General features: G+C 38.8%; 22 protein-coding genes. 7 read left to right on the plus strand and 15 right to left on the minus strand.

Annotated features, from left to right (window positions below):
* Positions 1-167 precede the first annotated feature (167 nt).
* Positions 168-2,195, minus strand: coding sequence for an NAD-dependent DNA ligase LigA (gene ligA / locus SB028_RS13385; protein WP_069367878.1), 2,028 nt, complete (start codon positions 2,193-2,195; stop codon positions 168-170).
* A gap of 55 nt (positions 2,196-2,250) precedes the next feature.
* On the minus strand, positions 2,251-3,276 hold the full coding sequence (gene zipA, locus SB028_RS13390; RefSeq protein ID WP_069367877.1) for a cell division protein ZipA: 1,026 nt from the start codon (positions 3,274-3,276) through the stop codon (positions 2,251-2,253).
* Positions 3,277-3,499: 223 nt separating this feature from the next.
* Between zipA and cysZ the strand changes: the two genes are divergently transcribed.
* Together cysZ and SB028_RS13400 are read left to right on the plus strand one after the other, a co-directional pair.
* A complete protein-coding gene (gene cysZ / locus SB028_RS13395; RefSeq protein ID WP_069367876.1) occupies positions 3,500-4,270 on the plus strand; it encodes a sulfate transporter CysZ in 771 nt (256 codons plus the stop codon).
* Between the two features lie 45 nt (positions 4,271-4,315).
* Positions 4,316-5,845, plus strand: coding sequence for a DKNYY domain-containing protein (locus tag SB028_RS13400; RefSeq protein ID WP_069367875.1), 1,530 nt, complete (start codon positions 4,316-4,318; stop codon positions 5,843-5,845).
* 90 nt (positions 5,846-5,935) lie between these two features.
* On the opposite strand, the gene SB028_RS13405 is transcribed toward SB028_RS13400, so the two are convergent.
* Positions 5,936-6,892, minus strand: a complete 957-nt coding sequence (locus SB028_RS13405; RefSeq protein ID WP_077885094.1) for a hypothetical protein — start codon at positions 6,890-6,892, stop codon at positions 5,936-5,938.
* Between the two features lie 334 nt (positions 6,893-7,226).
* Positions 7,227-7,757 (minus strand): hypothetical protein, encoded by a 531-nt coding sequence (locus tag SB028_RS13410; protein WP_069368031.1) that lies wholly within the window; start codon positions 7,755-7,757, stop codon positions 7,227-7,229.
* Positions 7,758-7,992: 235 nt separating this feature from the next.
* Here SB028_RS13410 and cysK point away from each other — a divergent pair, with 235 nt between their 5' ends.
* From cysK to crr, 4 genes are all read left to right on the plus strand, one after another.
* Positions 7,993-8,946 carry a cysteine synthase A gene (cysK, locus tag SB028_RS13415; protein ID WP_069367874.1) on the plus strand — a complete coding sequence of 318 codons (954 nt, stop codon included), beginning with the start codon at positions 7,993-7,995 and terminating at the stop codon, positions 8,944-8,946.
* A 330-nt stretch (positions 8,947-9,276) separates the two neighbouring features.
* Positions 9,277-9,534, plus strand: coding sequence for a phosphocarrier protein Hpr (gene ptsH, locus SB028_RS13420; protein WP_069367873.1), 258 nt, complete (start codon positions 9,277-9,279; stop codon positions 9,532-9,534).
* Positions 9,535-9,671: 137 nt separating this feature from the next.
* Positions 9,672-11,399: a phosphoenolpyruvate-protein phosphotransferase PtsI gene (gene ptsI / locus SB028_RS13425; RefSeq protein ID WP_069367872.1), complete on the plus strand. Its 1,728-nt coding sequence runs from the start codon at positions 9,672-9,674 to the stop codon at positions 11,397-11,399.
* Between the two features lie 49 nt (positions 11,400-11,448).
* Positions 11,449-11,958, plus strand: coding sequence for a PTS glucose transporter subunit IIA (gene crr / locus SB028_RS13430; protein WP_036935451.1), 510 nt, complete (start codon positions 11,449-11,451; stop codon positions 11,956-11,958).
* Between the two features lie 594 nt (positions 11,959-12,552).
* Here the strand turns inward: crr and cysM are convergent.
* The 8 genes from cysM to SB028_RS13470 form a co-directional block, all read right to left on the minus strand.
* The gene (gene cysM / locus SB028_RS13435; RefSeq protein WP_069367871.1) at positions 12,553-13,437 is read right to left on the minus strand and encodes a cysteine synthase CysM; all 885 of its coding nucleotides are present in this window, start codon (positions 13,435-13,437) and stop codon (positions 12,553-12,555) included.
* A gap of 177 nt (positions 13,438-13,614) precedes the next feature.
* Positions 13,615-14,703, minus strand: coding sequence for a sulfate/thiosulfate ABC transporter ATP-binding protein CysA (gene cysA / locus SB028_RS13440; RefSeq protein WP_069367870.1), 1,089 nt, complete (start codon positions 14,701-14,703; stop codon positions 13,615-13,617).
* Between the two features lie 32 nt (positions 14,704-14,735).
* Positions 14,736-15,578 (minus strand): sulfate/thiosulfate ABC transporter permease CysW, encoded by an 843-nt coding sequence (gene cysW, locus SB028_RS13445; protein ID WP_069367869.1) that lies wholly within the window; start codon positions 15,576-15,578, stop codon positions 14,736-14,738.
* Positions 15,578-16,411 carry a sulfate/thiosulfate ABC transporter permease CysT gene (cysT, locus tag SB028_RS13450; protein WP_069367868.1) on the minus strand — a complete coding sequence of 278 codons (834 nt, stop codon included), beginning with the start codon at positions 16,409-16,411 and terminating at the stop codon, positions 15,578-15,580. Before cysT ends, cysW begins: the two co-directional genes overlap by 1 nt.
* Entirely contained in the window at positions 16,411-17,430 is a 1,020-nt protein-coding gene (cysP, locus tag SB028_RS13455) for a thiosulfate ABC transporter substrate-binding protein CysP (protein WP_069367867.1), read from the minus strand. Before cysP ends, cysT begins: the two co-directional genes overlap by 1 nt.
* A gap of 236 nt (positions 17,431-17,666) precedes the next feature.
* On the minus strand, positions 17,667-18,563 hold the full coding sequence (locus tag SB028_RS13460; RefSeq protein WP_069367866.1) for a Dyp-type peroxidase: 897 nt from the start codon (positions 18,561-18,563) through the stop codon (positions 17,667-17,669).
* A 141-nt stretch (positions 18,564-18,704) separates the two neighbouring features.
* Entirely contained in the window at positions 18,705-19,301 is a 597-nt protein-coding gene (locus SB028_RS13465; RefSeq protein ID WP_248620732.1) for an RpoE-regulated lipoprotein, read from the minus strand.
* A 339-nt stretch (positions 19,302-19,640) separates the two neighbouring features.
* Positions 19,641-20,078 (minus strand): GNAT family acetyltransferase, encoded by a 438-nt coding sequence (locus tag SB028_RS13470; RefSeq protein WP_075670504.1) that lies wholly within the window; start codon positions 20,076-20,078, stop codon positions 19,641-19,643.
* Between the two features lie 133 nt (positions 20,079-20,211).
* Here SB028_RS13470 and hemF point away from each other — a divergent pair, with 133 nt between their 5' ends.
* Positions 20,212-21,120: an oxygen-dependent coproporphyrinogen oxidase gene (gene hemF, locus SB028_RS13475; RefSeq protein WP_069367865.1), complete on the plus strand. Its 909-nt coding sequence runs from the start codon at positions 20,212-20,214 to the stop codon at positions 21,118-21,120.
* An 89-nt stretch (positions 21,121-21,209) separates the two neighbouring features.
* On the opposite strand, the gene SB028_RS13480 is transcribed toward hemF, so the two are convergent.
* The 3 genes from SB028_RS13480 to bamB all read right to left on the minus strand — a co-directional run bounded on the left by SB028_RS13480 (position 21,210) and on the right by bamB (position 24,518).
* On the minus strand, positions 21,210-21,551 hold the full coding sequence (locus tag SB028_RS13480) for a hypothetical protein (protein ID WP_069367864.1): 342 nt from the start codon (positions 21,549-21,551) through the stop codon (positions 21,210-21,212).
* Between the two features lie 184 nt (positions 21,552-21,735).
* Entirely contained in the window at positions 21,736-23,226 is a 1,491-nt protein-coding gene (gene der, locus SB028_RS13485; protein ID WP_069367863.1) for a ribosome biogenesis GTPase Der, read from the minus strand.
* Positions 23,227-23,345: 119 nt separating this feature from the next.
* Positions 23,346-24,518 carry an outer membrane protein assembly factor BamB gene (gene bamB / locus SB028_RS13490; RefSeq protein ID WP_069367862.1) on the minus strand — a complete coding sequence of 391 codons (1,173 nt, stop codon included), beginning with the start codon at positions 24,516-24,518 and terminating at the stop codon, positions 23,346-23,348.
* Positions 24,519-24,529: the final 11 nt, after the last annotated feature.

Here is a 24,529-nt window from a genome sequence, read left to right on the forward strand (position 1 = left end):
TGTGACTATTGTCACAATCTCATGAAACTGCATACACACTATTTATTAAATAAGATAGATTGATCACACTTTGAAAGTGACTTAAGAAACATTAAATGTAAATTTAACTTAAGTAAAAATGCCACTGAGAAGGTTTTCCCAGTAGCATTTATTAAATATTAGAATGATTATTTCGATTGATCAAGTAATCGTATCATTTCATCTTCATCAATAACGGTTATCCCTAACTCGTTAGCTTTCACTAACTTAGAGCCTGCCGCTTCACCCGCAATGACCATGTCAGTTTTTTTAGAAACACTTCCGCTCACTTTTGCGCCTAATGCCACTAATCTGTCTTTTGCTTCATCGCGTGTTAGCTGTGAAAGTGACCCCGTTAACACAACGGTTTTACCTGCAAAAGGATTATCACCCGCTTCATGCGCCACAATAACAGGTGCTTGCCATGTAATACCCGCATCATTGATCAATTGATCAATGACCATTCTATTGTGTTCTTCTTGGAAGAAATTAACGACATGTTTAGCCACAACATCGCCCACATCAGGGACGGACTTTAGCGCTTCAACATCTGCATGTCGTAATGCATCAAGGGTTGAGAAATATGTTGTCAATCCACTTGCCGTTGCTTCACCGACTTCCCGAATACCCAATGCATAAATAAAACGTGCAAATGTCGTTGATTTAGCCTTATCTAAAGCAGCAATCAATTTTTTAGCTGATTTTTCACCCATTCGTTCTAAACCCGATAGGATTTTTTCATCCAAACGGAAGAGATCAGCAGGTGTTTTGACATATTCTTTCTCAACCAGTTGGTCGATAATTTTATCTCCCATTCCATCCACATCCATAGCTCGACGTGAAACAAAATGTTTAAGTGCTTCTTTACGTTGCGCTCCACAAATTAAGCCACCAGTACAACGTGCAACCGCTTCACCTTCAATACGCTCGACATCAGAATCACAAATAGGACAATGTGTTGGAAAGACAATTTCTCGAGCATTATCAGGGCGTTTTTCTTCAATCACACTGACAACTTGAGGAATAACATCACCTGCTCGACGAATAACTACCGTATCACCAATGCGTATCCCTAAGCGTTCAATTTCATCAGCATTGTGTAACGTTGCATTACTCACAATAACACCTGCAACTTGAACCGGTTCTAAACGTGCAACAGGTGTAATAGCTCCCGTACGCCCTACTTGGAATTCGACATCTTTGATAATCGTCATTTGTTCTTGAGCTTGGAATTTATAAGCAATAGCCCAACGCGGTGCTCTTGATACAAAACCCAGATCTTCTTGTAGTGCAATATCATCAACCTTGATAACAACACCATCAATATCAAAACCTAAATTAGGGCGGATTTCTTCTATATGGTGATAAAATTCAAGTACTGCTTTGCTACCTGTACAAAGTTTTACGGCATCGCTAACAGGTAATCCCCATTTCTTAAATTGTTGTAGGCGCTCATAATGGCTTGTCGGTAATTCTCCACCTTCGAGTATACCGACACCATAACAGAAAAAGGTCAATGGACGTTTTGCTGTAATACGAGGATCAAGCTGTCTTAATGAACCAGCGGCGGCATTACGTGGATTAGCAAAAACTTTTCCGCCTGTACGGCGCGCTTCTTCGTTTAAATATTCAAAGCCTTTTTCATTCATAAAGACTTCACCACGAATTTCAATACGAGCAGGAATATCTTCACCATATAAACGCAGAGGAATGGCTTTGATCGTTCTCACATTCTCTGTAATATTTTCCCCTGTTGTACCATCGCCACGCGTTGCAGCTTGTACTAATACGCCATTTTCATAAAGCAAACTGACTGCCAATCCATCTAATTTTAATTCACAACAGAAGGTGATCTCTTCACTATTTTTTAAACGATCACGTAACCGCTTATCAAAAGCCAGATAGCTCGTTTCATCAAAAGCATTATCTAAGGAGAGCATCGGGATTTCATGCTTCACCTGCTCAAATGCAGTTAGAGGTAAAGCCCCAACTCGCTGTGTAGGCGAATCAGAGGTAATTAATTCAGGGTGTTCAGTTTCTAATGCTTTTAGCTCATTCATTAAACGATCGTATTCAGCATCAGGTATTTCAGGTGCATCCATGACATGATAAAGATATTCATGGTGACGTAGAGTAACGCGAAGTTTATCAATTTTTTGTTGAGTGTTTTTATTCATGATGATCACCAAAGAAGAAAAACCCCCGCAAGCGGGGGCTTTTTACAGACAAAAGCTATTGATTTAAATCCAGCGTCCTGCGGATCCTAGATTTATAAAGCTCGATTTTTTGTGGTGTTAAAAGTTTGCGCTCATCATCTAGCACAACACCACCTACATCAGATGCTATACGTTGAGCCGTAAGTAACATCAATTTAAAGTTTTGGTTAGCATCACCATAAGATGGCACCATCATAAACATCGATACACCAGGTGTCGTTAATTCAGCCATTGTATCAATGTTAAATGTTCCCGGTTTCACCATATTCGCTAAACTAAACAACACAGGACCATTCGCTGTTGGATTAAGATGTCGATGGAAAATATTCATTTCACCAAACTGGAATCCGGCTTGAATGATACTTTGCATCAATGCTTCACCATCTAACATTTGACCATGATGTGCACTTACGTTTAGAACAATAACCAGTTCTTTCTCTGCTTCTGTTGCTTGCGAAGCAGATCCAACGTTTGGCTCTTCAGCCGGAGCATGATGCGAAACCTCAGTTTCAACAGGAGTCACATGAGCCGTTGTCTCTGAAATTGAAGGCTCAAAACTCGCCGATGGGCTTACTGTATTAACGTGTGATTTTTCACTCGTAATATTCACCACCGGTGCTTGTTTTCGCTCATCCTTAACAATTGGTTCTGGCTCTTTTTCAATAACATCAAACACACCAAGACTAGGCTCTTGCTGTAATGATGTATCATGAGAGTCCCCTTTTGTTTGGGTTTCAGACATTAATGGATCTCTATCTCCCACTGAAATTTCAGGTTCATGTAGAGGCTCCGATTTTATCGGTGGTTCACTCTCCCGCTTTTCAGTAGAGGATAAAGTTGACGTCTGATGACTAACCTCAGCATATTGTGGTTCGTCATCGTTCTCATCTGACTGATAATTCTGTTTCTGACGTTTTACTGGGCGATTACGGAAAAGCTTAGAACGCTCTTTTCGACCAATCCATAAGCCGTGTAATAACAAAGCTATGATTAAAATCGCACCAACAACGATTAATATCAGACGCAAATTTTGCTGCATCATTTCTATCTCTGTTGTCTTGAGGTTTAATAGCCACGTTGGCAAATATTACTTTTTACTAAGAGTATTTGCCAATGCTCATAAGTGCAAGCCAATACTTAATTTTCTTGTCACAAAGATACACACATCAATCTCTTATGCGCATTTTTTAGACAATTCATGACTAGTAAGGCCGATTATCTCCCTATATGATACTAGCTTGCCCTCATTGGAGAGAATAGGAAGTATGACAAATTTGACAGAAACGAATAAAAATTTAAATGGATTTCATTATTTTGCTCTTGGTTGGCGTTTAATTACACGCAAAGGGTTAAAACGTTTTGTTATCTTACCTTTACTTGCCAACATTATTATTCTCGGAAGCGCCTTTTGGTGGTTATATGGTCAAATTGGTGGCATGGTTAATTGGATGATGGAAAAAGTGCCTGATTGGTTACAGTGGTTGAGTTATTTAATCTGGCCATTATCCGTTATTTTTATTTTATTAGTGTTCACCTATTTTTTTAGTACCTTAGCCAACATTATTGCTTCTCCGTTTAATGGATTATTGGCTGAAAAATTAGAAGGCCAAATAACTGGCATTGCCCCACCTGATACAGGGGTTGCAGGAATATTGAAAGATATTCCACGTATTTTAAAGCGTGAACTAACCAAATTAGCTTATTATTTACCTCGCGCTATTGTCTTGTTATTGCTCTATTTTATTCCTGCTATTGGACAAACTGTTGCCCCTGTTTTATGGTTTGCTTTCGGTGCTTGGATGATGGCAATTCAATATAATGACTTTCCATTTGATAATCATAAAATTTCATTTGCAGCAATGAAGTCTTCGCTTAAACAAGATAAATGGAATAATCTTCAATTTGGTATGGTTATTAATATTTTTACCATGATCCCTATTCTAAATTTAGTCATCATGCCAGTTGCAATTTGTGGTGCAACCGCAATGTGGTGCGATCGTTATCGTAAGCAGCATGTTCAAGATGGTCAGTGGTAAACCTAACTAAGTAATAGATTTGATAGTGACCTCTCAGGAGAAAATATGGCTGAACCCCAATTTCTATTCAGCGAAATTCCATTGTCACGGGCGGCATTTGATCGTTGGCTAGCATCATCTATCCCCGATCCAAGGAAATGGCCAATTACTGCACCGGAAATCCAAGAAGAAACCGTGAGAGACGCTTTGCTACCTTACTTCACTGCTTCCGTCGATATACAGCGATGTATGTTGCTGCATGATAAATCCATGGGTGTGCTGCGTTGTGCATTGTGGATAGCTGATCAGGAGCTGCGCCCAGTCATGATGCAGCTTACGGCACTGCTTGCCACGACAGCACCGTTTATTGCGTCCGGTAAAACAGGACTCGCACAACTTGGCGAAAACATCTGCGGGACATTGCATCTTTCAAAAAATACGTCGTCATGGACAGAACATTGTACGAATTTTTCTATTCCACTCTGGGCGCAGACATGGATAAGCGAGTTGGGTAATCAAGAGGAGGAGTGCGATAAGTCTTGGATTGACAGTAAATTATATAACAGGATGAAACGCCGTTATAACCACTATCTACGTAATGCGACACCGGAGAATCGGATACCACTGAAAAAAAACGAATTGTATCTATCCGACGGTAAGCATGTGGTGAACTATCAAGGAGAATGCGTACATGGCGCAAATCCACTGACGTTTCGGCGCATAGCCAACGACGGCATGACTTCGATTTACACTGATGAAAGCGGGATCTGGATCGATTGTTTTTATACCAACGAAGAACGCCGTCAACTGGCATCCGAGTTGAAAAATGGTGATTTTGAAGTCTGGCAAAAAGACTATGATACGCCATTTCTGTTACGCATCCGTAATGAGGTCTGTTTTTTGGCGCATAACGGACCGGGTCGAGGTTTCGAATTACAGTTTTTGTCCGTTGATGGTGCTAGTTTTCATCAGATAATGTGGTGTGCATATGCGGATAAAGATCATTTCTATATGTTGAATGGCGGAAACGGTAGTCTAACAATTGTACCGGAAATAGATCCCACAACTGTCCGCCCTTTTGATAATCTGTTCTTTTTTGCTGGAAATCTGGTGTATTCATGTGGTGAATTGTTACCAGAAGCTGATGCTGACACCTTTCGTTCACTGGGTTCGGATTATTATGCAGATAAACGGCATGTTTGGCATTATACAACACTGAAATCCGGAATTGACCCAGCAACGTTTGAATGGCTGGATGAATATAACGGACTGGCAAAAGATGCAAATCATGTATTTATGAATGAGACCAATTTTCTGGAAGCTGATGTACAGACCGTCACAGTCGTAGCCGGGGGGTTATTTTTGCTATGGCGCGATAAAAATCATATCTGGTATAAAGATAAGATGCTTGAAGGCGCCGACGTCAGCAAAAATAAGCCGTACCCATGGAGAGGGACAATGTATTGCCAGATTGGTGACCAAATTTGGTTTGCTCAGAAACAACTTGATGGCGCAGATGCTGAAAGTTTTTTTGTTACTGGTTGGGAGGAAGCAGAAGATAAATACGGTGCTTGGTATAGGGATACAAGATTGTAATAGACTCAGCAGTAAATGACAGGGGCCTGATTAGCAATAAATTGCATTTTAAACTTAGAATAACAAATAAAGTGCAATCTCCCCCATCTCTTATTCAAATGCCTTATTTATTCCATCTAGGTCAATATTTCCTGTTTTTTTGTCTATATCAAACCAAGCCACCACTGGAGCTGTTTGTGGATCTGCACCACCACGACAATTTGATGAATAATGATCCTCATGGACGAGTAATCTATATATAGAGCCATCATTAGAATCTTCATAAAAATAACATTTATTTTCATTGCTTAGCCATAACGATACCACGCGTACAGCCAAATCAGTATCTAACGCACTAATATCATTGCGATATATATCTCCATTATTGGATTTTTCTAATTCATTTATTTTTATCCAACCACGTATTATATCACCGTCCTTATCATAGTAATTTACAAGTATAAATTCTCCATATTGCTCTCCTTGTGCAGAAATGGTATCACCATGAATCAAAAATAAATTCGAACTTCTACAACTAGTATCTGGATATGAATATAACCATGCTTTTTTACTAATAACGGTGTAATGATTATACTTATCAGGTAATTTAAAATATTGGTTTAGATTTTCTTTATTAAAAGAACATATTCCACTATTTCTTATTTCATTATTCAAATAAGATGCATTTGTGCTTTTTATCCATCCGGTAAAAAATTCATTATTATCGTTTTTATAACGCACATAAAACCAATTATCACCACTTATACCATCCGAACTGTTTCTAAATACTTCAATAATATCATTTTTTATGAGAAAGGGTTCTAGTTGACACTTATTATCAGGAGCTGAGTAAAAATAAACTCTTTCTGATGAAGTTATTATGGCTTTTTTATATGTGAATGAAGCTGATGCCCCGCTCATTGAAGAAATATCATTACATTCTTGATTAGCTAATGCATTAAATGAAAATACTGACATTAATAATAAGTATTTCATCACAATTCTTAAAATAAACACGTTGAACTTTACAAACCTCTTTTTAGCGAGCAGTGCAGGAATAATTTCCATAAGTCATACTCTTTATAAAGAATAACCTGATTGGAGTATTTATTATAGTCCGAAAAGGCTATAGAACCCCAAAAGTGTCATTTACATTGAGCTTCTACAATAAGAATCTGTCCAAAAAGAAAGAAATAGAATATATTTTGAACGTTTTCGAAATGCTTCACCCAATAAACATTGGTTGGCAATGATAATTTTTAAATCGCAACTCTATTTTGACATAAAAAGCCCCCAGTAATTAGTTGTCCAACTATTGGGGGGCACTTCATTTTTTACTTAAGCAGGGTTTTATTTTATACTTTTTCCAAAGTGGAATTTGGCTTATTTATTATTAACCAAACTACTCAATTAATGAACGAATATAATCTTTCGTTTCTTCCCTATCCATGGGCTCACGCTCATTAATCCCCATTTCAAAGATATTTAACGCACCATCTAGTTTTTCAATGATCTCTTCGTCATCCCGAATGCAGAGAATATATGCATTTTCAAACGGTGTGAGATCGACCAATCGTAATCCTTTTTCAGTCAAAAAGTGGTTAATATATTCCAAATAAGGGAGTTCATAAGGCAACATATAAGGATCTACACTCACCTCATCCCAATCAATATTTTCAACTTGAGATAAAATTAATGCACTCGGTGATTCAGGTAACGAAATGAGCTCTAATGATTTTAGATCAGGAATATCCCCAAAATATTCTGTCCACTCCACATAATCCATTAATCCTTGAGCTGAGAGTGATTCATATAGCCAATTAAGAACATCTTCTTGGGCATCTGACTCAGGTAAATTTTCACGCAAAGCTTGCGCATCTAATTCAGGTACAGCCAGTTCAAGCGCGCTAATCAACTCTTCAATGGTTTCCATTATGACCCCTGTATTTGCAGTAAGTGTGATTAAAAATAGATTATCAGCCATCAATATACTGTACATCTCTTGATTTATTAATTTGTGAATCGTCTCACTGACTCTCAATTAGAACCTTTTGGAATAAAAAGGTAAAAAAGTTATAAGTATATTCATAAAGCTTATTTCCATCTTTAGCTTGATGGCGTATGGTAATTTCATCTGACCTTATAAAAATCATGTACCGAGGATAAAAATGAGCAAAATTTTCGAAGACAACTCGCAAACTATTGGACATACTCCCTTAATTCGCTTAAAGCATTTCGGAAATGGTAACATTCTGGCTAAAGTGGAATCTCGTAACCCAAGCTTCAGTGTAAAATGCCGTATCGGTGCCAACATGATTTGGGATGCAGAAAAGAAAGGCATTCTTAAAGATGGTGTTGAGCTTGTAGAGCCTACTAGTGGTAATACTGGAATTGCGTTGGCTTATGTTGCAGCTGCTCGTGGCTACAAATTAACACTGACAATGCCAGATACCATGAGTGTAGAGCGTCGTAAATTACTCAAAGCATTAGGTGCTAATTTAGTGCTAACTGAAGGCGCAAAAGGCATGAAAGGTGCCATTGATAAAGCCAATGAAATTCGCGATAGCGATCCTAAGCGTTACCTTTTGCTACAACAATTTAGTAATCCAGCTAACCCTGAAATTCATGAAAAAACTACAGGTCCTGAGATCTGGAATGATACTGATGGTGAAGTCGGTGCTGTGATTGCTGGTGTCGGTACTGGTGGTACTATTACAGGTATTGGTCGCTACTTGAAAAAGACACAAGGTAAAGCGGTAACAATGGTTGCTGTTGAACCTACTGGCTCCCCTGTTATAACTCAAGCTTTAGCTGGCGAAGAAATTAAACCGGGTCCACATAAAATCCAAGGTATTGGAGCTGGCTTTATTCCTGAAAACCTAGATCTATCGTTGCTGGATCGCGTAATTCAAATTACTAACGAAGAAGCTTTTGATACTGCTCGTGAACTTATGACTAAAGAAGGTATTCTCGCAGGTATTTCTTCAGGTGCTGCTATTGCGGCAGCAGTAAAACTGGCAAAAGAACCAGAATTTGCAAATAAAGAAATTGTGGTTATTTTACCTTCTTCAGGTGAGCGTTATTTAAGCACCCCACTTTTTGCTGACATTTCTGACAGCTAAATCGCATCATCTCAATTGTAAAATATTTATTAAAAAAGCACCTCAATGGTGCTTTTTTTGTGGTAGAGATCAAAGTTTGTCATCCAGACAGGTGATTTATTTCTTCGAGTTTAGTATTTAATCAATTAATTATTTCGAAGGTCGAAATTAATCAGAAAATAACCGAGATGACAAAACGAACTCTTTTATCTTTCTGAGTACTCTTTTTATCAGATAACGCTTTACGACTTAATATTATCTGATATTGCTACGCAAAGCAGGACAAATTCATCTACACTTACTAAGTCCTGACTTAATGTGAACAATTGAGTTATAAAAGGAAAAAATCCTATGTACCAGCAAGAAGTTACTATTACAGCACCAAACGGCTTACATACTCGTCCTGCGGCACAATTTGTAAAAGAAGCCAAAACATTCTCTTCTGATATCACGCTTATCTCTAACGGTAAATCTGCTAGCGCGAAAAGCCTTTTCAAATTACAAACTTTAGGCTTAACCCAAGGTACTGTTGTGACTATCTCTGCTGAAGGTGAAGATGAAAAACAAGCTGTTGAAGCATTAGTAAAATTAATGGCGGAATTAGAGTAATTCGCAATTAAGTCATAACGTAACATTTATTCCCCTGAAACCATTCAGGGGAGTTAATTTCAATGATGATTTTAAAACAACAGTATTTTGCAATCCTATTCTTTTAAGATTATCACCAGCAAGTCGTAGGATAAATTATGATTTCAGGAATTTTAGCGTCACCCGGTATCGCATTTGGTCAAACCCTTCTCCTCAAAGAAGAGCCAATCATCATTAGTCAACGTAAGATCCAAAGTGATGAAATTGAGAATCAAATCGAACGCTTTAAAGACGGTCGTAACAAATCTGCACAACAACTAGAAATTATTAAAGAGCGTGCTGAAAAGAACCTTGGTGCGGATAAAGCCGAAATTTTTGAAGGCCATATTATGTTGCTAGAAGATGAAGAGTTAGAACAAGAAATTGTTACTCTCATCAAAAGTGACAAAAAAACCGCTGAAGCTGCTGTTCAATCTGTTATTGAGGATCAAGCAACTGCATTAGAAGCATTAGATGACGAATATTTAAAAGAACGTGCGGCTGATGTTCGTGATATTGGTAAACGCTTAATGCGTAATATCTTAGAGATGCCAATTATTGATTTAAGTGCTATATCAGAAAAAGTTATCCTCGTTGCAACTGACCTTACCCCCTCTGAAACTGCACAATTAAGCTTAGACAACGTTTTAGGTTTTATCACTGACTTAGGTGGCAGAACATCTCACACTTCAATCATGGCGCGTTCATTAGAAATTCCAGCTATCGTTGGAACATCTAATGCGACACAGACCATTAAAAAAGACGATTATCTTGTTCTTGATGCGATTAATAACAAAATCATTATTAATCCATCAGATGAGGAACTCGAAACATTAAAAGCGATCAAAGAAGAGTACCTGCACGAAAAAGAAGAATTAGCAAAACTCAAAGACTTACCCGCAATTACACTTGATGGGCATCAAGTCGAAGTTTGCGCTAATATTGGTACAGTTCGAGATGTTGCAGGTGCTGAACGTAACGGTGCTGAGGGTGTTGGCCTGTATCGTACTGAATTCTTATTTATGGATAGAGACTCTTTACCCACAGAGGAAGAGCAATTCCAAGCCTATAAAGCGGTAGCCGAAGCGGTCGGAAGCCCTGCGGTCATTATTCGTACTATGGATATTGGTGGTGATAAAGATTTACCTTACATGAATCTTCCAAAAGAAGAGAACCCATTCCTAGGCTGGCGTGCAATTCGTATTTGTCTTGACCGTAAAGAGATCCTTCATCCACAATTACGTGCTATCTTAAGAGCATCTGCTTTTGGTAAACTACGTATTATGTTTCCAATGATTATCTCTGTTGAAGAGATCCGTGCATTGAAAGCAGAACTTGAAATACTGAAAAGCCAGCTTCGTGAAGAAAAGAAAGCCTTTGATGAATCTATTGAAGTCGGTGTGATGGTAGAAACCCCAGCCGCAGCAGTGATGGCTCGTCATATGGCAAAAGAGGTTGACTTTTTTAGTATTGGGACTAACGATCTAACACAATATACTCTGGCTGTAGACCGTGGAAATGAGCTGATATCTCATCTATACAATCCAATGTCACCTGCAGTACTCAACCTGATAAAACAGGTGATTGATGCATCACATGCTGAAGGTAAATGGACTGGAATGTGTGGTGAACTTGCTGGAGATGAACGAGCAACATTGCTCCTTCTCGGCATGGGATTAGATGAGTTTAGTATGAGTGCGATTTCAATTCCTCGCATCAAAAAAGTGATCCGTAATGCGAATTACGATGATGCAAGAGCACTGGCAGAGCAAGCACTTGCTCAACCAACTGCAAAAGAATTGATGGACTTAGTAGAAACTTTTACTAAAGAGAAGACACTGTGCTAATCACATTAGCCAGAGCCCGGTCCCAACTACAATAATTAGGAGAAGATTCATGGGTCTGTTTGATAAATTAAAATCACTGGTTTCAGAGGAAAAGAAAGGCAGTGGCACGATTGATATTGTTGCACCACTTTCTGGTGAAATCGTCAATATCGAAGATGTTCCTGATGTTGTTTTCGCTGAAAAAATCGTAGGTGACGGTATTGCTATCAAACCTGCTGGCAACAAAATTGTTGCACCAGTCGATGGTACTATCGGTAAAATTTTCGAGACTAACCATGCTTTCTCTATTGAGTCTGACAACGGTATCGAGTTATTTGTCCACTTCGGTATTGACACTGTTGAACTGAAAGGTGAAGGATTTAAACGTATCGCTGAAGAAGGTCAGCAAGTAAAAGTAGGTGATACTATTTTAGAATTTGACTTAGCTGTATTAGAAGAAAAAGCAAAATCAGTTCTAACACCGGTTGTTATCTCTAATATGGATGAAATTCAAGGTTTAACCAAAATGACAGGCCCAGTTACTGTTGGTGAAACCGTTATTATTCAGATTAAAAAATAATCTCCTGTGATGCTTTCTATTTAAACCGCCACCGATAATGTGGCGGTTTTTTATTTATTCAAAAAAATACTCTAATTCATTCAACAATGTTCTTACTCTAAATAATTCAAGGTAAAGTGAATGAGTCACTAGGAGCCTGCAAGTAAAATACTCTAAATAATTCAAGGTGTAGCTAGGCGACAAGTGAATGAGTCGCTAGGAGCCTGCAAGTAAAATACTCTAAATAATTCAAGGTGTAGCTAGGCGACAAGTGAATAAGTCGCTAGAAGCCTGCAAGTAAAATACTCTAAATAATTCAAGATGTAGCTAGGCGACAAGTGAATAAGTCGCTAGAAGCCTGCAAGTAAAATACTCTAAATAATTCAAGGTGTAGCTAGGCGACAAGTGAATGAGTCGCTAGGAGCATACATAAGTATGTGACTAGTGCGAATGAACGCAGTCAACAACGCTACAACTTGAAGTATGACGAGTATTGTGACTAGTGCGAATGAGCACAGTCACAACAACGCTACAACTTGAAGTATGACGAGTATTGTAACTAGTGCGAATGAACGCCATCAACAACGCTACAACTTGAAGTATGACGAGTATTAATTATGACGAAAAAACGCCCGTTGATAAATAACGATCCCCTCTATCACAAACAATCGCAACAATCACTGCACCGGGATTCTCTTTTGCAACGCGCAGAGCGCCAGCAACAGCCCCTCCAGAACTTACGCCACAGAAGATACCCTCTTGACTCGCTAAAAGGCGCATCGTTGATTCTGCTTCTGTTTGTGACATATCTATCACACTATCCACCAGCTCTTTTTTAAAGATCCCCGGTAAATAAGCTGGTGACCAACGACGAATACCTGGAATTTGACTTTTTTCCTCAGGCTGAAGGCCAATTACTTGCACATGATCAGATTGTGTTTTTAAGTAACTTCCTACCCCTGTGATTGTGCCTGTTGTTCCCATACTCGACACAAAATGTGTAATACGCCCTTGTGTTTGTTGCCAAATTTCTGGGCCAGTAGAAATAAAATGCGCTCTTGGATTATCTGGGTTATTAAATTGGTCTAATACCTTACCTTTCCCCTGCTGTTCCATTTGTTGTGCGAGATCTCGCGCACCTTCCATGCCGACTTCACGACTGACTAAAATCAATTCTGCGCCATAGGCTTGCATTGATGCTTGACGCTCTTTACTCATATTCTCAGGCATTAACAACTTTAAACGGTAACCTTTTACCGCGGCAATCATCGCTAAGGCAATTCCGGTATTCCCACTCGTTGCTTCAATCAGCGTATCACCTGGCTTTATTTCGCCACGTAATTCCGCTTGTTCGATCATCGATAATGCCGCTCTATCTTTTACTGAACCAGCAGGATTATTGCCTTCAAGCTTAACCCAGATTTCAGCGTCCACCCCTTGTGTAAGTCTTTGTAGTTTTACTAATGGTGTATTACCAATAAATTGTTCTAACCCTGCCACAATAAGTTCCTGCTCATTTGTTTGTCTGTATTAATGAAGAAATCACATTTAACTTATTAACGCAATAATATTAACGTAATTCGATAAGTCTCTTCGCTGTCTTAGAAACCAAAACACCCATGCCAGAAATAAGCATGGGTGAAAAGAGTAAAATTAAGCGATAGATTAATAATTAAATTAGGCGGTATAGGCTAATGATACCGTATTTAAGGGAGTATCTGCCGTATATAAACGGGCTTGAGCACCGCCCATATAGTAAGTATTTCCTTTTATTGGTGCTGAAGAAATATCATTCCAAACAGCAGTAATAGGTGTTTCACTCCATCCTAATGGCTGTAAAATTAACTGCCAATAATGCCCTCTTGGTGATGCCTCAATAACCTTTACGGGTAATCGACAAACACTATTGGCATTTACACTTAATGCGATCTCCCAAGGACGTAAAAACACATCTACTGAACCTTGATAAAGCGGTGTCACCGATAATGGCAAGTGATATCCCCCAATCTGTAATTGAGCGCCATTAATTTCACCTTGTAGATGATTAACATCACCTAAAAACTCTAAAACAAAGCGACTTTTTGGTGATTGCCACACTTCTTGTGGTGTCCCCACTTGCTCTATTTTACCATTCCCCATAATCACAATGCGATCAGCCACTTCCATCGCTTCTTGTTGATCATGAGTAACAAAGACACTGGTAAATTTAAGCTCTTCATGCAATTCACGTAACCAACGACGTAATTCTGTTCTGACTTTGGCATCTAAAGCACCAAAAGGCTCATCAAGCAGTAAAATTTGAGGTTCAACAGCCAAAGCTCTTGCTAAAGCGACACGCTGTTTTTGCCCACCCGATAATTGTGCTGGATAACGTTGCGCTAAATGAGGCAATTGGATCATCTCTAACAACTGCTGCACTTTTTTATGTATCACTTCTTTATTAGGACGCTCTCGTCGAGGTAATACTGTTAAACCAAAAGCGATATTCTCAAATACGGTCATATGACGAAACAGCGCATAATGCTGAAAAACAAAACCGACTTTACGATCCCTCGCGTGTAATTGACTCACATCCTGCCCTTCGAAACGAATACTTCCTTGGGTTTGATGTTCAAGGCCGGCAATAATACGCAAGAGTGTTGTTTTCCCTGATCCTGAAGGCCCTAACAGTGCAACCATTTCACCTGAAGCCACATCAAGGGTGACATCATGCAACACCTCAGTGCGATCAAAATATTTTGTGACACTATTAATTTCAATACTCATATTTTGCCTCTACTTTGTGTAAGTCATGATGTTCATTGCTGACGGGCTAAATGCCATTGCAAAGCACTTTTAAACATTAAGGTGAAAATTGCCATCATCGCGAGTAATGCAGCCGCAGTAAATGCACCAACGGTATTGTAATCTTGATGCAGTAATTCAACTTGTAACGGTAGTGAATAAGTTTCGCCGCGAATCGCGCCAGATACCACAGAAACCGCACCAAACTCACCAATCGCTCTGGCGTTGGTTAATACCACTCCATATAACAATGCCCAGCGAATATTCGGTAATGTCACTCGCCAAAACATCTTCCAACCACTCGCGCCTAACAACACGGCGGCTTCATCTTCTTGGCTACCTTGGCTCATCATCACGGGTACCAGTTCTCTCACGACAAAAGGGCAAGTGACAAATACTGTCACTAATACCATACCCGGCCATGAAAACATAAGTTGGATATCAAATTGTGATAACCATTGCCCAGCCCAACCATTGCTACCGTAAAAAAGCAGATAGAGTAATCCAGCAACGACTGGGGACACGGCAAATGGAATATCAATCAATGTCATTAATAACTGACGCCCCGGAAAACGAAAGCGCGTAACCAGCCATGCCATGCTGACACCGAACAACATATTGATAGGTACAGTAATTACCGCGATGAGTACCGTTAACCAGACAGCATGTAACATATCGCTGTCTAATAAGTTCTCAGTAAATATTTCAACGCCTTTTGAAAACGCAGTCATAAAGATCCACGCAATAGGCACAACTAAAAATAAAATGGATAACACAACGCCTGTAAGGATTAATCCCCATTTGACCCAATCAATTTGGCGACGATATACCGAGCGTTGTTGCATAATATCTGACATCAATGCCCCCTCAAACGTTGACCAAATCGGCTTTGTAATCCATTAATTGAAAACAGTAAGACTAATGAAACAAGTAAAATCACAGACGCAACGGCACTTGCCGCAGGATAATCAAATTCTTGCAATCGAATAAAAATCATTAAAGAAACGACTTCGGTTTGCCATGCAATATTACCAGCAATAAAAATAACGGCGCCAAACTCACCTAAACTGCGCGTAAAAGAAAGTGCAGTTCCTGCTATGAGTGCTGGTGATAACTCTGGTAATACAACCTTACGAAAAGCCTGCCAACGACTCGCGCCTAACGTCTCAGCCGCTTCTTCATACTCTGGGCCTAACTCTTCAAGAACGGGCTGTACCGTTCTTACGACAAAAGGTAAGCTGGTAAAAGCCATAGCAACGGCAATACCAATCCATGTATTAATGACCTTGATATCAAATTTATCCAAGACAAAACCGTACCAGCCTTGTGTTGAAAAAAGAGTTGCAAGCGTCAAGCCAGCCACAGCCGTAGGTAAAGCGAAAGGCAGATCCATTAAGCCATCAAGTAGTTGTCTACCAGGAAAGCGGTACCGAGTCATGATCCACGCAAGCAACATACCAAAAATAGCATTAAAAATACTGGCAACGGCTGCGGCTAATAGTGTGACTTTATAAGCAGCCACAATTTGAGGATGCGTTATCACCGCCCAATATTGAGACCAACTCATATCAGAAAGTTGCACAACCAGCGCACTCATTGGTAACAGTAAGATCAAGCAGGTGTAAAACAGTGTTCCACCTAAACTTAATCCAAATCCTGGTAATACCCGTTTGCTGGTTGTGATAAACATTATTGACGTCCTTGCGCTAACAATTTATCTAGCATGCCATCTGTCGTGAAATGTGTTTTCATCACGTTATTCCAGTCACCAAATACCTCTTCAATCGTAAATAGTGACGTTGCTGGGAATTGTGCTGCTTTTTTACCCATAACAGATTTATCATTTACACGATAATTAAATTGCGTGATGATCTCTTGTGCTCTGGGACTGTATAAATAAGTTAGATAGGATTTTGCCAGTGTTTCGGTGTCATTACGCTGAACATTTTTATCAATCCAAGTAACCGGAAACTCAGCTAAGATATCAACAGGTGGTACAATCACTTGATATTCATCTTCTCCATATTGTTGACGAATATTATTAACTTCAGATTCAAAACTGATCAAAACATCCCCAAGTCCACGTTCAATAAAAGAGGTTGTTGCGCCACGGCCCCCTGTATCAAACACCTCAACATTCTTGAGAAATTTTTTCATTGCTTCTTGTGTTTTTTCATCATTACCATACGCTTTTTCAAAAGCCCCCCACGCCGCTAAATAGGTATAACGACCATTACCCGATGTTTTAGGATTAGGGAAAACCACTTTGACATCTTCACGCGTTAAATCTTCCCATGAAGTAATGTTCTTTGGATTTCCTTTGCGTACTAAATATGCCATGGTGGAATAATAGGGAGAGCTATTATTGGGAAGTCGTTGTTGCCAATCAGCAGGAATTAATTTGCCTTTGTCATGTAGAATTTGCACATCTGTGACTTGGTTATAGGTCACTACATCTGCGGGTAAACCTTGCAATATTGCAAGTGCCTGCTTAGAAGATCCTGCATGCGATTGTTTTATGGTGACTTTGTCGTTAGGATGTTGAGCATCCCACTGTGTTTTAAAATCGCTATTTAGCTGTGTGAATAACTCTCTTGCGATATCGTAAGAGCTATTAAGTAATTGAGCCGCTCCTGCATAACTACTCACAACCAAAGACAATGCGGTGGTTGCTTGTAATGCAAACGTTCTGATTGTATTTTTCTTCATCAAAAGTATCCATCATTGTAAGTTTTATTCTAATGGTTACTCTATCGACTTTATTTATAACAGTGTAGTTAGCTTTTGTTATTTGATATGACTATAAGTTATTAAAAGTGAACAAAACTCAAACTAATTAATTAAATTTGCATCAATTATGCTTAATGTGAAAAAAATTCAGACAAAAATGCCCGCTTTTAAAGCAGGCATTTCATTAATAAACGGTATTTAGCACTAGATCATGATTACAGTGCTTTTAATACTTCATAAGAAGGTGCGAAGTAATAACTCCCTGTTACCGGTTTGCTCATACGTAATAGGTCGTCATGTTTGCCATCTAATTCACCAAACATGCTCAAAAGTTGCTGTTCGATGTTATATAAACGACCACAATAAGCTAAGAAATATAAACCATGTTTACCACTTGCAGTACCGTAAGGCAGGCTGTGACGTAAAATCGCTAACTCTTCACCCTCTTCTTCAATCACAACACGAGAAACGTGAGATGTCACATTACGCTCAGATTCATCAAGTTCAACACTGTCTTTTTTAGTGCGACCGATCATTTTCTCTTGGTCTGATTCACTAAAACGCGCCCATTTCTTCAGGTTGTGCTCATAACGTTGGACTAAAACATAACTACCACCAGCATCTACACCATCATTAATGAGTGCAACACCATAACGCTCATCATCTTGTGGATTTTCTGTACCATCAATAAAACCACTTAAATCGCGCTCTTCGATCCACCGGAAGCCATGAATTTCTTCTTCAACATTGATTGCACTACCAAAAGCAGCAATTGCGGCTTGTGCCAGTGAGAAATTCACATCATGACGCATAGATTGAATATGAATAAGAAGATCGCGCTGTGTTGCAGGCGCTAAACCTTTACCTAAAGGGCGAAAAGGTTTGAGCTCTGGTGCACTATTTTCATCGGAAAGTTTTTTCCAAAGATCGGAACCAAATGCAACAACTGCACCTAGTGATGCATCAGGAAATTGCTTTTGTAAATCAGATAATGATTGCATGAATTGCTGACATCCTTCACGCAGCGTTTCTAATTCGCCTACGACCATTGCTTCGATAAAAAGACCAAATTTACTATGTGCGACTAAAATGCCACTTTGTGCATGAGACATATTGCTTTCCTAATCAATAATCAAAACACCCAGAATAGTGTTGATTATATCGAATATTTTTTCCTGAAGATTTGCCTTTTAACAAAAATCGGACAGTCTAATTATAAAATATTCCTTGTTTTATAAGGAATAACGTGAAGATTATTTATTCTGCCAAATAATTTGTGTTAATGTCCAATTAGCTAAGACCTCATCAGGTGGCATTAATCCATCAGGACCATCCCATTGACCACTAAAGACATAACTTACTGATTTCGCTTCTGAAGATTGGCATAAAATCGTTCTCTGTTTTTCATCTTTAGGGCCTTTGCTACACGCACCAAATGCTTTCTTATAGATATCGTTAAATGGTGTACCTATCGTTGTCCCCCAATCCGTCCTTGCCTTGGCATCAAAAACGTTTATTTTCTCAACGGTACCTTTTTCTTTGCCATAGAAAGCCACTTTAACGTCATTATCTTCAAGCGCTTGGATTACAACAATAATATCACTACCTTGCATCTCCATACCGTCACGATAATTGAAGCTACCCCCTAGCTCATTTTTTATTTCACTTTCTGTTATTTTTGTTGAACTGGTGATATTTCCTAATCCATTGGCTGAAACAGTTAACGTATCATTTGAAAACCAATTCATTGGATTTAGTGCAGAAAAAGACATTCCTCCCATGGATGAACAGCCACTTAGTAGCAAAACGCTTGTGCTTAAACACAAGGGTAACCAAAATTTAGGCATCATTTGTTTCTCCGTTAAACTTTTTCGTCACACATTAAAATAAATACTGATGTTAATAAAGCACACCTTATCTTACTCTTTATATCGCCTCAATTATCAGGATAAAAACAGTCGCGATAAGCCAGCATAATAAAATATCTACTGATTTGATATTAGATAACCACATGAAAAGAAAGCCTAGTTACGACCATTAACATAACATTTCGTTCCACAAAAAAGGCAATATCGGATTTTACGCATAAAATAAGAAGCGCAAAGGGAAGAATAGAAACAAAGAAAAAGGAGATAAAAATAAAAGATAAGATAAATAACCCCTAAATATATCAGGGGTTTTAAACACAATTAAAGATCGAAATCCTGATCAACAATTAATCGCTTAGTATAAGTTGTGCTTTCTTGATTTTGATCTTCATACAATAATTTCTCAAACATGCAAATTGTTGCATCATTCTCTTCTGGTACAACCAATGTAATTTGAGGACATCCCTTCGCAATCAGCTTTTTTTCTAATCGAGAAATCAAGGCATTCGCAATGCCTCTTCCTCGAAAGTCTGGATGAACACCTAAATAATATAAAGAGCCACGATGACCATCGTATCCCCCCATGACACTTCCCACAATCTCACCAGCCACTTCTGCTATCAGAAATAAATCGGGAGAGTGATTTAGTTTTCTTTCAATATCAATTTCAGGATCGTTATCAGGCGATATCAAATCACAACGCTCCCAAAGTGTAATAATTGCCTCAAAATCGTCTTGGCGAAATACACGTATTTCCATGGTTTTGCCCATTATCGTTCACATAAATCTGAATTTATTATCGCTTGTTTGGTTTATGAATCAACTTGAAAATGAGAACATAGACAATATGAAGTTCTATTTTTAATAAATATGATAAAAATTGTAGGTTATTATGAGTTTACCTGATATTCATCGCGTTAAAGAATTTTTCTTATCACTACAAGATACGATCTGTCGCTCTCTTGAAAACATAGACCAAAAAGCAACTTTTCAGCAAGATAACTGGGAAAGAAAAGAAGGGGGAGGTGGCCGTACTCGTGTTTTAACCAATGGCGCCCTTTTTGAGCAAGCTGGCGTCAATTTCTCGCATGTTTATGGCGACACATTACCAAAATCAGCCACTGCACATCGTCCTGAATTAGCAGGACGGCGTTTTCAAGCTATGGGCGTTTCATTAGTTATTCACCCTCTTAATCCTTATATTCCAACTTCTCATGCTAATGTCCGTTTTTTTATTGCTGAGAAAGAAGGTGAAGATCCCGTTTGGTGGTTTGGTGGGGGCTTTGACTTAACACCTTATTATGGGTTTGAAGAAGACGTTATTCATTGGCACAAGGTTGCTAAATCAGTTTGCACGCCTTTTAGTGAAGATTATTACTCTCGTTATAAAAAATGGTGTGATGATTACTTTTATATTAAACACCGTAATGAACCTCGTGGTGTAGGTGGCCTTTTCTTTGATGATTTAAATACCCCAGATTTTGACCACTGTTTTGAGTTTGTCCAACACGTTGGACTTGGTTATCTTGATGCCTATTTACCTATTGTTGAAAAACGCAAATCAATGCCTTGGGGAGAGCGTGAACGCCAATTCCAACTCTATCGTCGTGGTCGTTATGTTGAATTCAATTTAGTTTGGGATAGAGGTACATTATTTGGTTTGCAAAGCGGTGGAAGGACTGAGTCAATTTTAATGTCTATGCCGCCTTTAGTTCGTTTTGAGTATGATTACTCTCCCGAACCAAATACTCCGGAAGCAAAATTATACAGTGACTTTTTGATCTCAAAAGAGTGGGTATAGAGTACTTAACTGATAAATGATAAAGCCATATTTCTAATGTGGCTTTATCATAATAGAACTAGATGATTAATAATAAATATTTTCTAAAATTAATTAAACAAAAAAGCCAGTAACCCTGTGACTTTATTCTTATTTTCCCACCCTTCAGCTCTCATACAAGTATTGAAATAATCTTTACGTTCCCATTCATTCACATCAGAAGGGAAAGAAGTACCGGCATTAGGAATATCTTTGCCATTGATACGCATTGGTGAAAATGGTGTCTGATTTGAAGTCACATATCTTGCGGGATATCGCGCTTTAGCTTCTTGCATACACACATTTTTAGCGATATCTAAAGGGGACGGATCGGTGGTTTTTGCTTGCCATTTTTCAGGAGTCGCACAGGCAGAAAGCGTAAAAATTAATGCAAGAATAAACAGTTTTTTCACAGTAATAACTCATTAAAGCAAATAGGAATCAATTGCATTTTAAATTATTATTTAAAATATTAAATTAATTTTTTATGAAATACGTAAAAGCAACTAGTCGTGGTGGCATTAAAATAACGAATTGGATCATAAATAAAAAAGCCACATCAAATGTGGCTTTTCACTAATAAGAATGTTAATTCTCTTATTTCGATTTCTTCAAGTGTGACATTAAACGCTTACGTTTACGCATTTGAGAAACGGTTAATTTATTTTTCTTATCCGCATAAGGGTTTTCACCCTCTTTAAATTGAATACGAATTGGCGTCCCCATCACTTGCAGAGTACGGCGAAAATAGTTCATTAAATAACGCTTATAGCTATCTGGTAAATCAGTTACCTGATTACCATGAATAACCACAACAGGTGGGTTATAACCACCGGCGTGAGCATATTTCATTTTTACACGGCGTCCACGAACAATCGGTGGCTGATGATCATCTTCTGCCATCTTCATGATACGAGTTAGCATAGAAGTCCCTACGCGACGCGTTGCACAGACATAAGCTTCTTGAATTGATTCAAAAAGATTACCCACGCCACTTCCATGTAATGCAGAAATAAAGTGAACACGTGCAAAGTCAACAAAGCCCAGTTTAAGATCAAGCATTGCTTTTACTTGCTCGCGATCATCTTGTGTCATACCATCCCATTTATTGACAGCAATGACTAATGAACGACCTGCATTCAGAATATAACCTAATAATGAAAGATCCTGATCTGAAATACCTTCTCGAGCATCAATAACCAGCAATGCAACGTTAGCATCTTCAATAGCTTGTAATGTCTTGATAACAGAGAATTTTTCTACTGTTTCTTTTACTTTACCGCGTTTACGAACACCCGCTGTATCGATAATGATATATTCTTTCTCATCACGTTCCATTGGGATATAGATACTGTCACGCGTTGTACCTGGCATATCGTAAACAACCACACGCTCTTCACCAAGCATACGGTTTGTCAGTGTTGATTTACCAACGTTAGGACGACCAACAATCGCTAATTTTACGGGTAATGTAGAAGGGTCGAAATCATCTTCTTCCTCTTCTAATGCTTTTGCTTCTTGCTCCGCTTCTAATGCAGCCCAATAAGCTGCATTTTCTTCTTCTTCAGTCAGCTCTAATTCTTCTTCTACTACTTTACCTGTAATCGGTAATAGTGCTTGTTCAATCAATTGAGCAACACCACGACCATGAGATGCCGCGATTGGGAAGATTTCACCTAATCCTAAAGAATAAAAATCAGCTAATGCAGTATCAATATCGATACCATCAGTTTTATTCGCCACTAAATATGTTTTTTTCTCAACACCTCGAAGGTGTTTTGCAATACCTTGGTCTGCTGGCATCAAACCTGCACGAGCATCAACTAAAAACAGTACAATGTCGGCTTCTTGAATAGCCTGTAGTGATTGTGATGCCATATGGGTTTCAACCCCCTCTTCAGCACCATCAATACCACCGGTATCAATAATAATAAATTCTTCGCCTTCTAACTCTGCTCGACCATATTTACGGTCACGGGTGAGGCCTGGAAAATCGGCAACTAATGCGTCTCTTGTGCGTGTTAGTCGATTAAATAACGTGGATTTACCCACGTTAGGGCGCCCTACTAAGGCAATAACGGGTATCATTTTTTGATGCCTCATAAAAATACAATCACGAAACTGATTGTATTTTACATGTAATTACTAAAAAGACGAAACGGCTCCTTTAAAGGAGCCGTAAAATAAATAGATTTGTCAGCAATTAATTACCGACTATAAAGATAAAGCTTACCATCTCGAGCTTGGATCATCAGTTTATCTTGCACGGCCTGAGGGCGGCTTAATAAGCCTGAACTATTCACTTGGTTTTGAGCAATAAATTTACCTGTGTTGGTATCAATCCAATGGAGATAACCTTCTGCATCACCAACCACTAAATAGCCATCAAAAATGGCCGGAGCAGTTAAATTGCGATGCAATAAATCATCTTGTGTCCATAATGTCACACCATCAGATTTACGAACAGATAACACTCTGTCATTTTGGTCAACAAGGTAAAGATTATCCCCCAACAGCACCATATCATTGACTGAGCCTAATTCACGTTTCCAAAGAATTTGTCCAGAACGCATATCAAGGCTAACTAAATTACCGTTATACGCCATTGCATAAACCGTATTTTCATCAATAATCGGAGTGATATCCACATCATTTAGTCGGCTAATTTCAGTAGAGCCTTTAATTTGTGAAATATTTTGTTGCCAAATCAATTGACCTTGAGAAAGAACAACGGCACTGACGCGTCCATTATCTGCACCAATAATAGCTGCACCATAAGCGACAGCGGGTGCAGACTCACCACGCAGAGATAATGATGGGGTTTCTAAGTTAATAGTCCAAGAAATCTCACCACTTAATAAGTCGAGTCCTTGCAACATACCATTACTGGTATGAATAAGAACTAAACCATCACTAACAACTGGTTTTGAAATAGCTTCACCAGCAACATCTGTTTCCCAATCAATTGAGCCATCTTCAGTGTTCAGTGCATATACTTTCGCTTTTTCAGTTCCCACAAAAACGCGAGTACCTGAAACTGTTAACCCACCAGAAAGTAATGCAGACTCATTGGATGAAAGAAAACCTGTTTTAATAGAGAGATCTTGCGACCAAAGTTCTTTACCTGTTTCTACATCTAAAGCCTTAACTAAACCATGGCGATCAGCGACATAAACAACTGCGCTATCCCATGTTGGTGACAAGTGAGAATAGTATTTACCAATACCATTTCCAACTGATTTGTCCCAAACCGCTTTAGGTGTAAATTGGTTTTGCACCTCAGGCAATGGAGACATTGTCACATTATCCTGTTCACTAGAACATCCTGCCAACAAAGCAGATGCTAGTAGACCAACCAGGAGAGTTTTACGCAGTTGCATGTCTGAAGATC

It is taken from the genome of Proteus vulgaris (genome assembly GCF_033708015.1).
Lineage (GTDB): Bacteria > Pseudomonadota > Gammaproteobacteria > Enterobacterales > Enterobacteriaceae > Proteus.

Bases quoted from the DNA above. Each gene is read 5' to 3' on its own strand.
- SB028_RS13400 (WP_069367875.1), top strand. From the start codon at position 4,316: ATGGCTGAACCCCAATTTCTATTCAGCGAAATTCCATTGTCACGGGCG.
- SB028_RS13410 (WP_069368031.1), bottom strand. From the start codon at position 7,757: ATGGAAACCATTGAAGAGTTGATTAGCGCGCTTGAACTGGCTGTACCT.
- zipA (WP_069367877.1), bottom strand. From the start codon at position 3,276: ATGATGCAGCAAAATTTGCGTCTGATATTAATCGTTGTTGGTGCGATT.
- ptsH (WP_069367873.1), top strand. From the start codon at position 9,277: ATGTACCAGCAAGAAGTTACTATTACAGCACCAAACGGCTTACATACT.
- cysW (WP_069367869.1), bottom strand. From the start codon at position 15,578: ATGTCAGATATTATGCAACAACGCTCGGTATATCGTCGCCAAATTGAT.
- SB028_RS13470 (WP_075670504.1), bottom strand. From the start codon at position 20,078: ATGGAAATACGTGTATTTCGCCAAGACGATTTTGAGGCAATTATTACA.
- bamB (WP_069367862.1), bottom strand. From the start codon at position 24,518: ATGCAACTGCGTAAAACTCTCCTGGTTGGTCTACTAGCATCTGCTTTG.
- cysA (WP_069367870.1), bottom strand. From the start codon at position 14,703: ATGAGTATTGAAATTAATAGTGTCACAAAATATTTTGATCGCACTGAG.
- cysZ (WP_069367876.1), top strand. From the start codon at position 3,500: ATGACAAATTTGACAGAAACGAATAAAAATTTAAATGGATTTCATTAT.
- cysT (WP_069367868.1), bottom strand. From the start codon at position 16,411: ATGTTTATCACAACCAGCAAACGGGTATTACCAGGATTTGGATTAAGT.
- cysK (WP_069367874.1), top strand. From the start codon at position 7,993: ATGAGCAAAATTTTCGAAGACAACTCGCAAACTATTGGACATACTCCC.
- ptsI (WP_069367872.1), top strand. From the start codon at position 9,672: ATGATTTCAGGAATTTTAGCGTCACCCGGTATCGCATTTGGTCAAACC.
- der (WP_069367863.1), bottom strand. From the start codon at position 23,226: ATGATACCCGTTATTGCCTTAGTAGGGCGCCCTAACGTGGGTAAATCC.
- hemF (WP_069367865.1), top strand. From the start codon at position 20,212: ATGAGTTTACCTGATATTCATCGCGTTAAAGAATTTTTCTTATCACTA.
- SB028_RS13460 (WP_069367866.1), bottom strand. From the start codon at position 18,563: ATGTCTCATGCACAAAGTGGCATTTTAGTCGCACATAGTAAATTTGGT.
- SB028_RS13405 (WP_077885094.1), bottom strand. From the start codon at position 6,892: ATGGAAATTATTCCTGCACTGCTCGCTAAAAAGAGGTTTGTAAAGTTC.
- SB028_RS13465 (WP_248620732.1), bottom strand. From the start codon at position 19,301: ATGATGCCTAAATTTTGGTTACCCTTGTGTTTAAGCACAAGCGTTTTG.
- cysP (WP_069367867.1), bottom strand. From the start codon at position 17,430: ATGAAGAAAAATACAATCAGAACGTTTGCATTACAAGCAACCACCGCA.
- crr (WP_036935451.1), top strand. From the start codon at position 11,449: ATGGGTCTGTTTGATAAATTAAAATCACTGGTTTCAGAGGAAAAGAAA.
- ligA (WP_069367878.1), bottom strand. From the start codon at position 2,195: ATGAATAAAAACACTCAACAAAAAATTGATAAACTTCGCGTTACTCTA.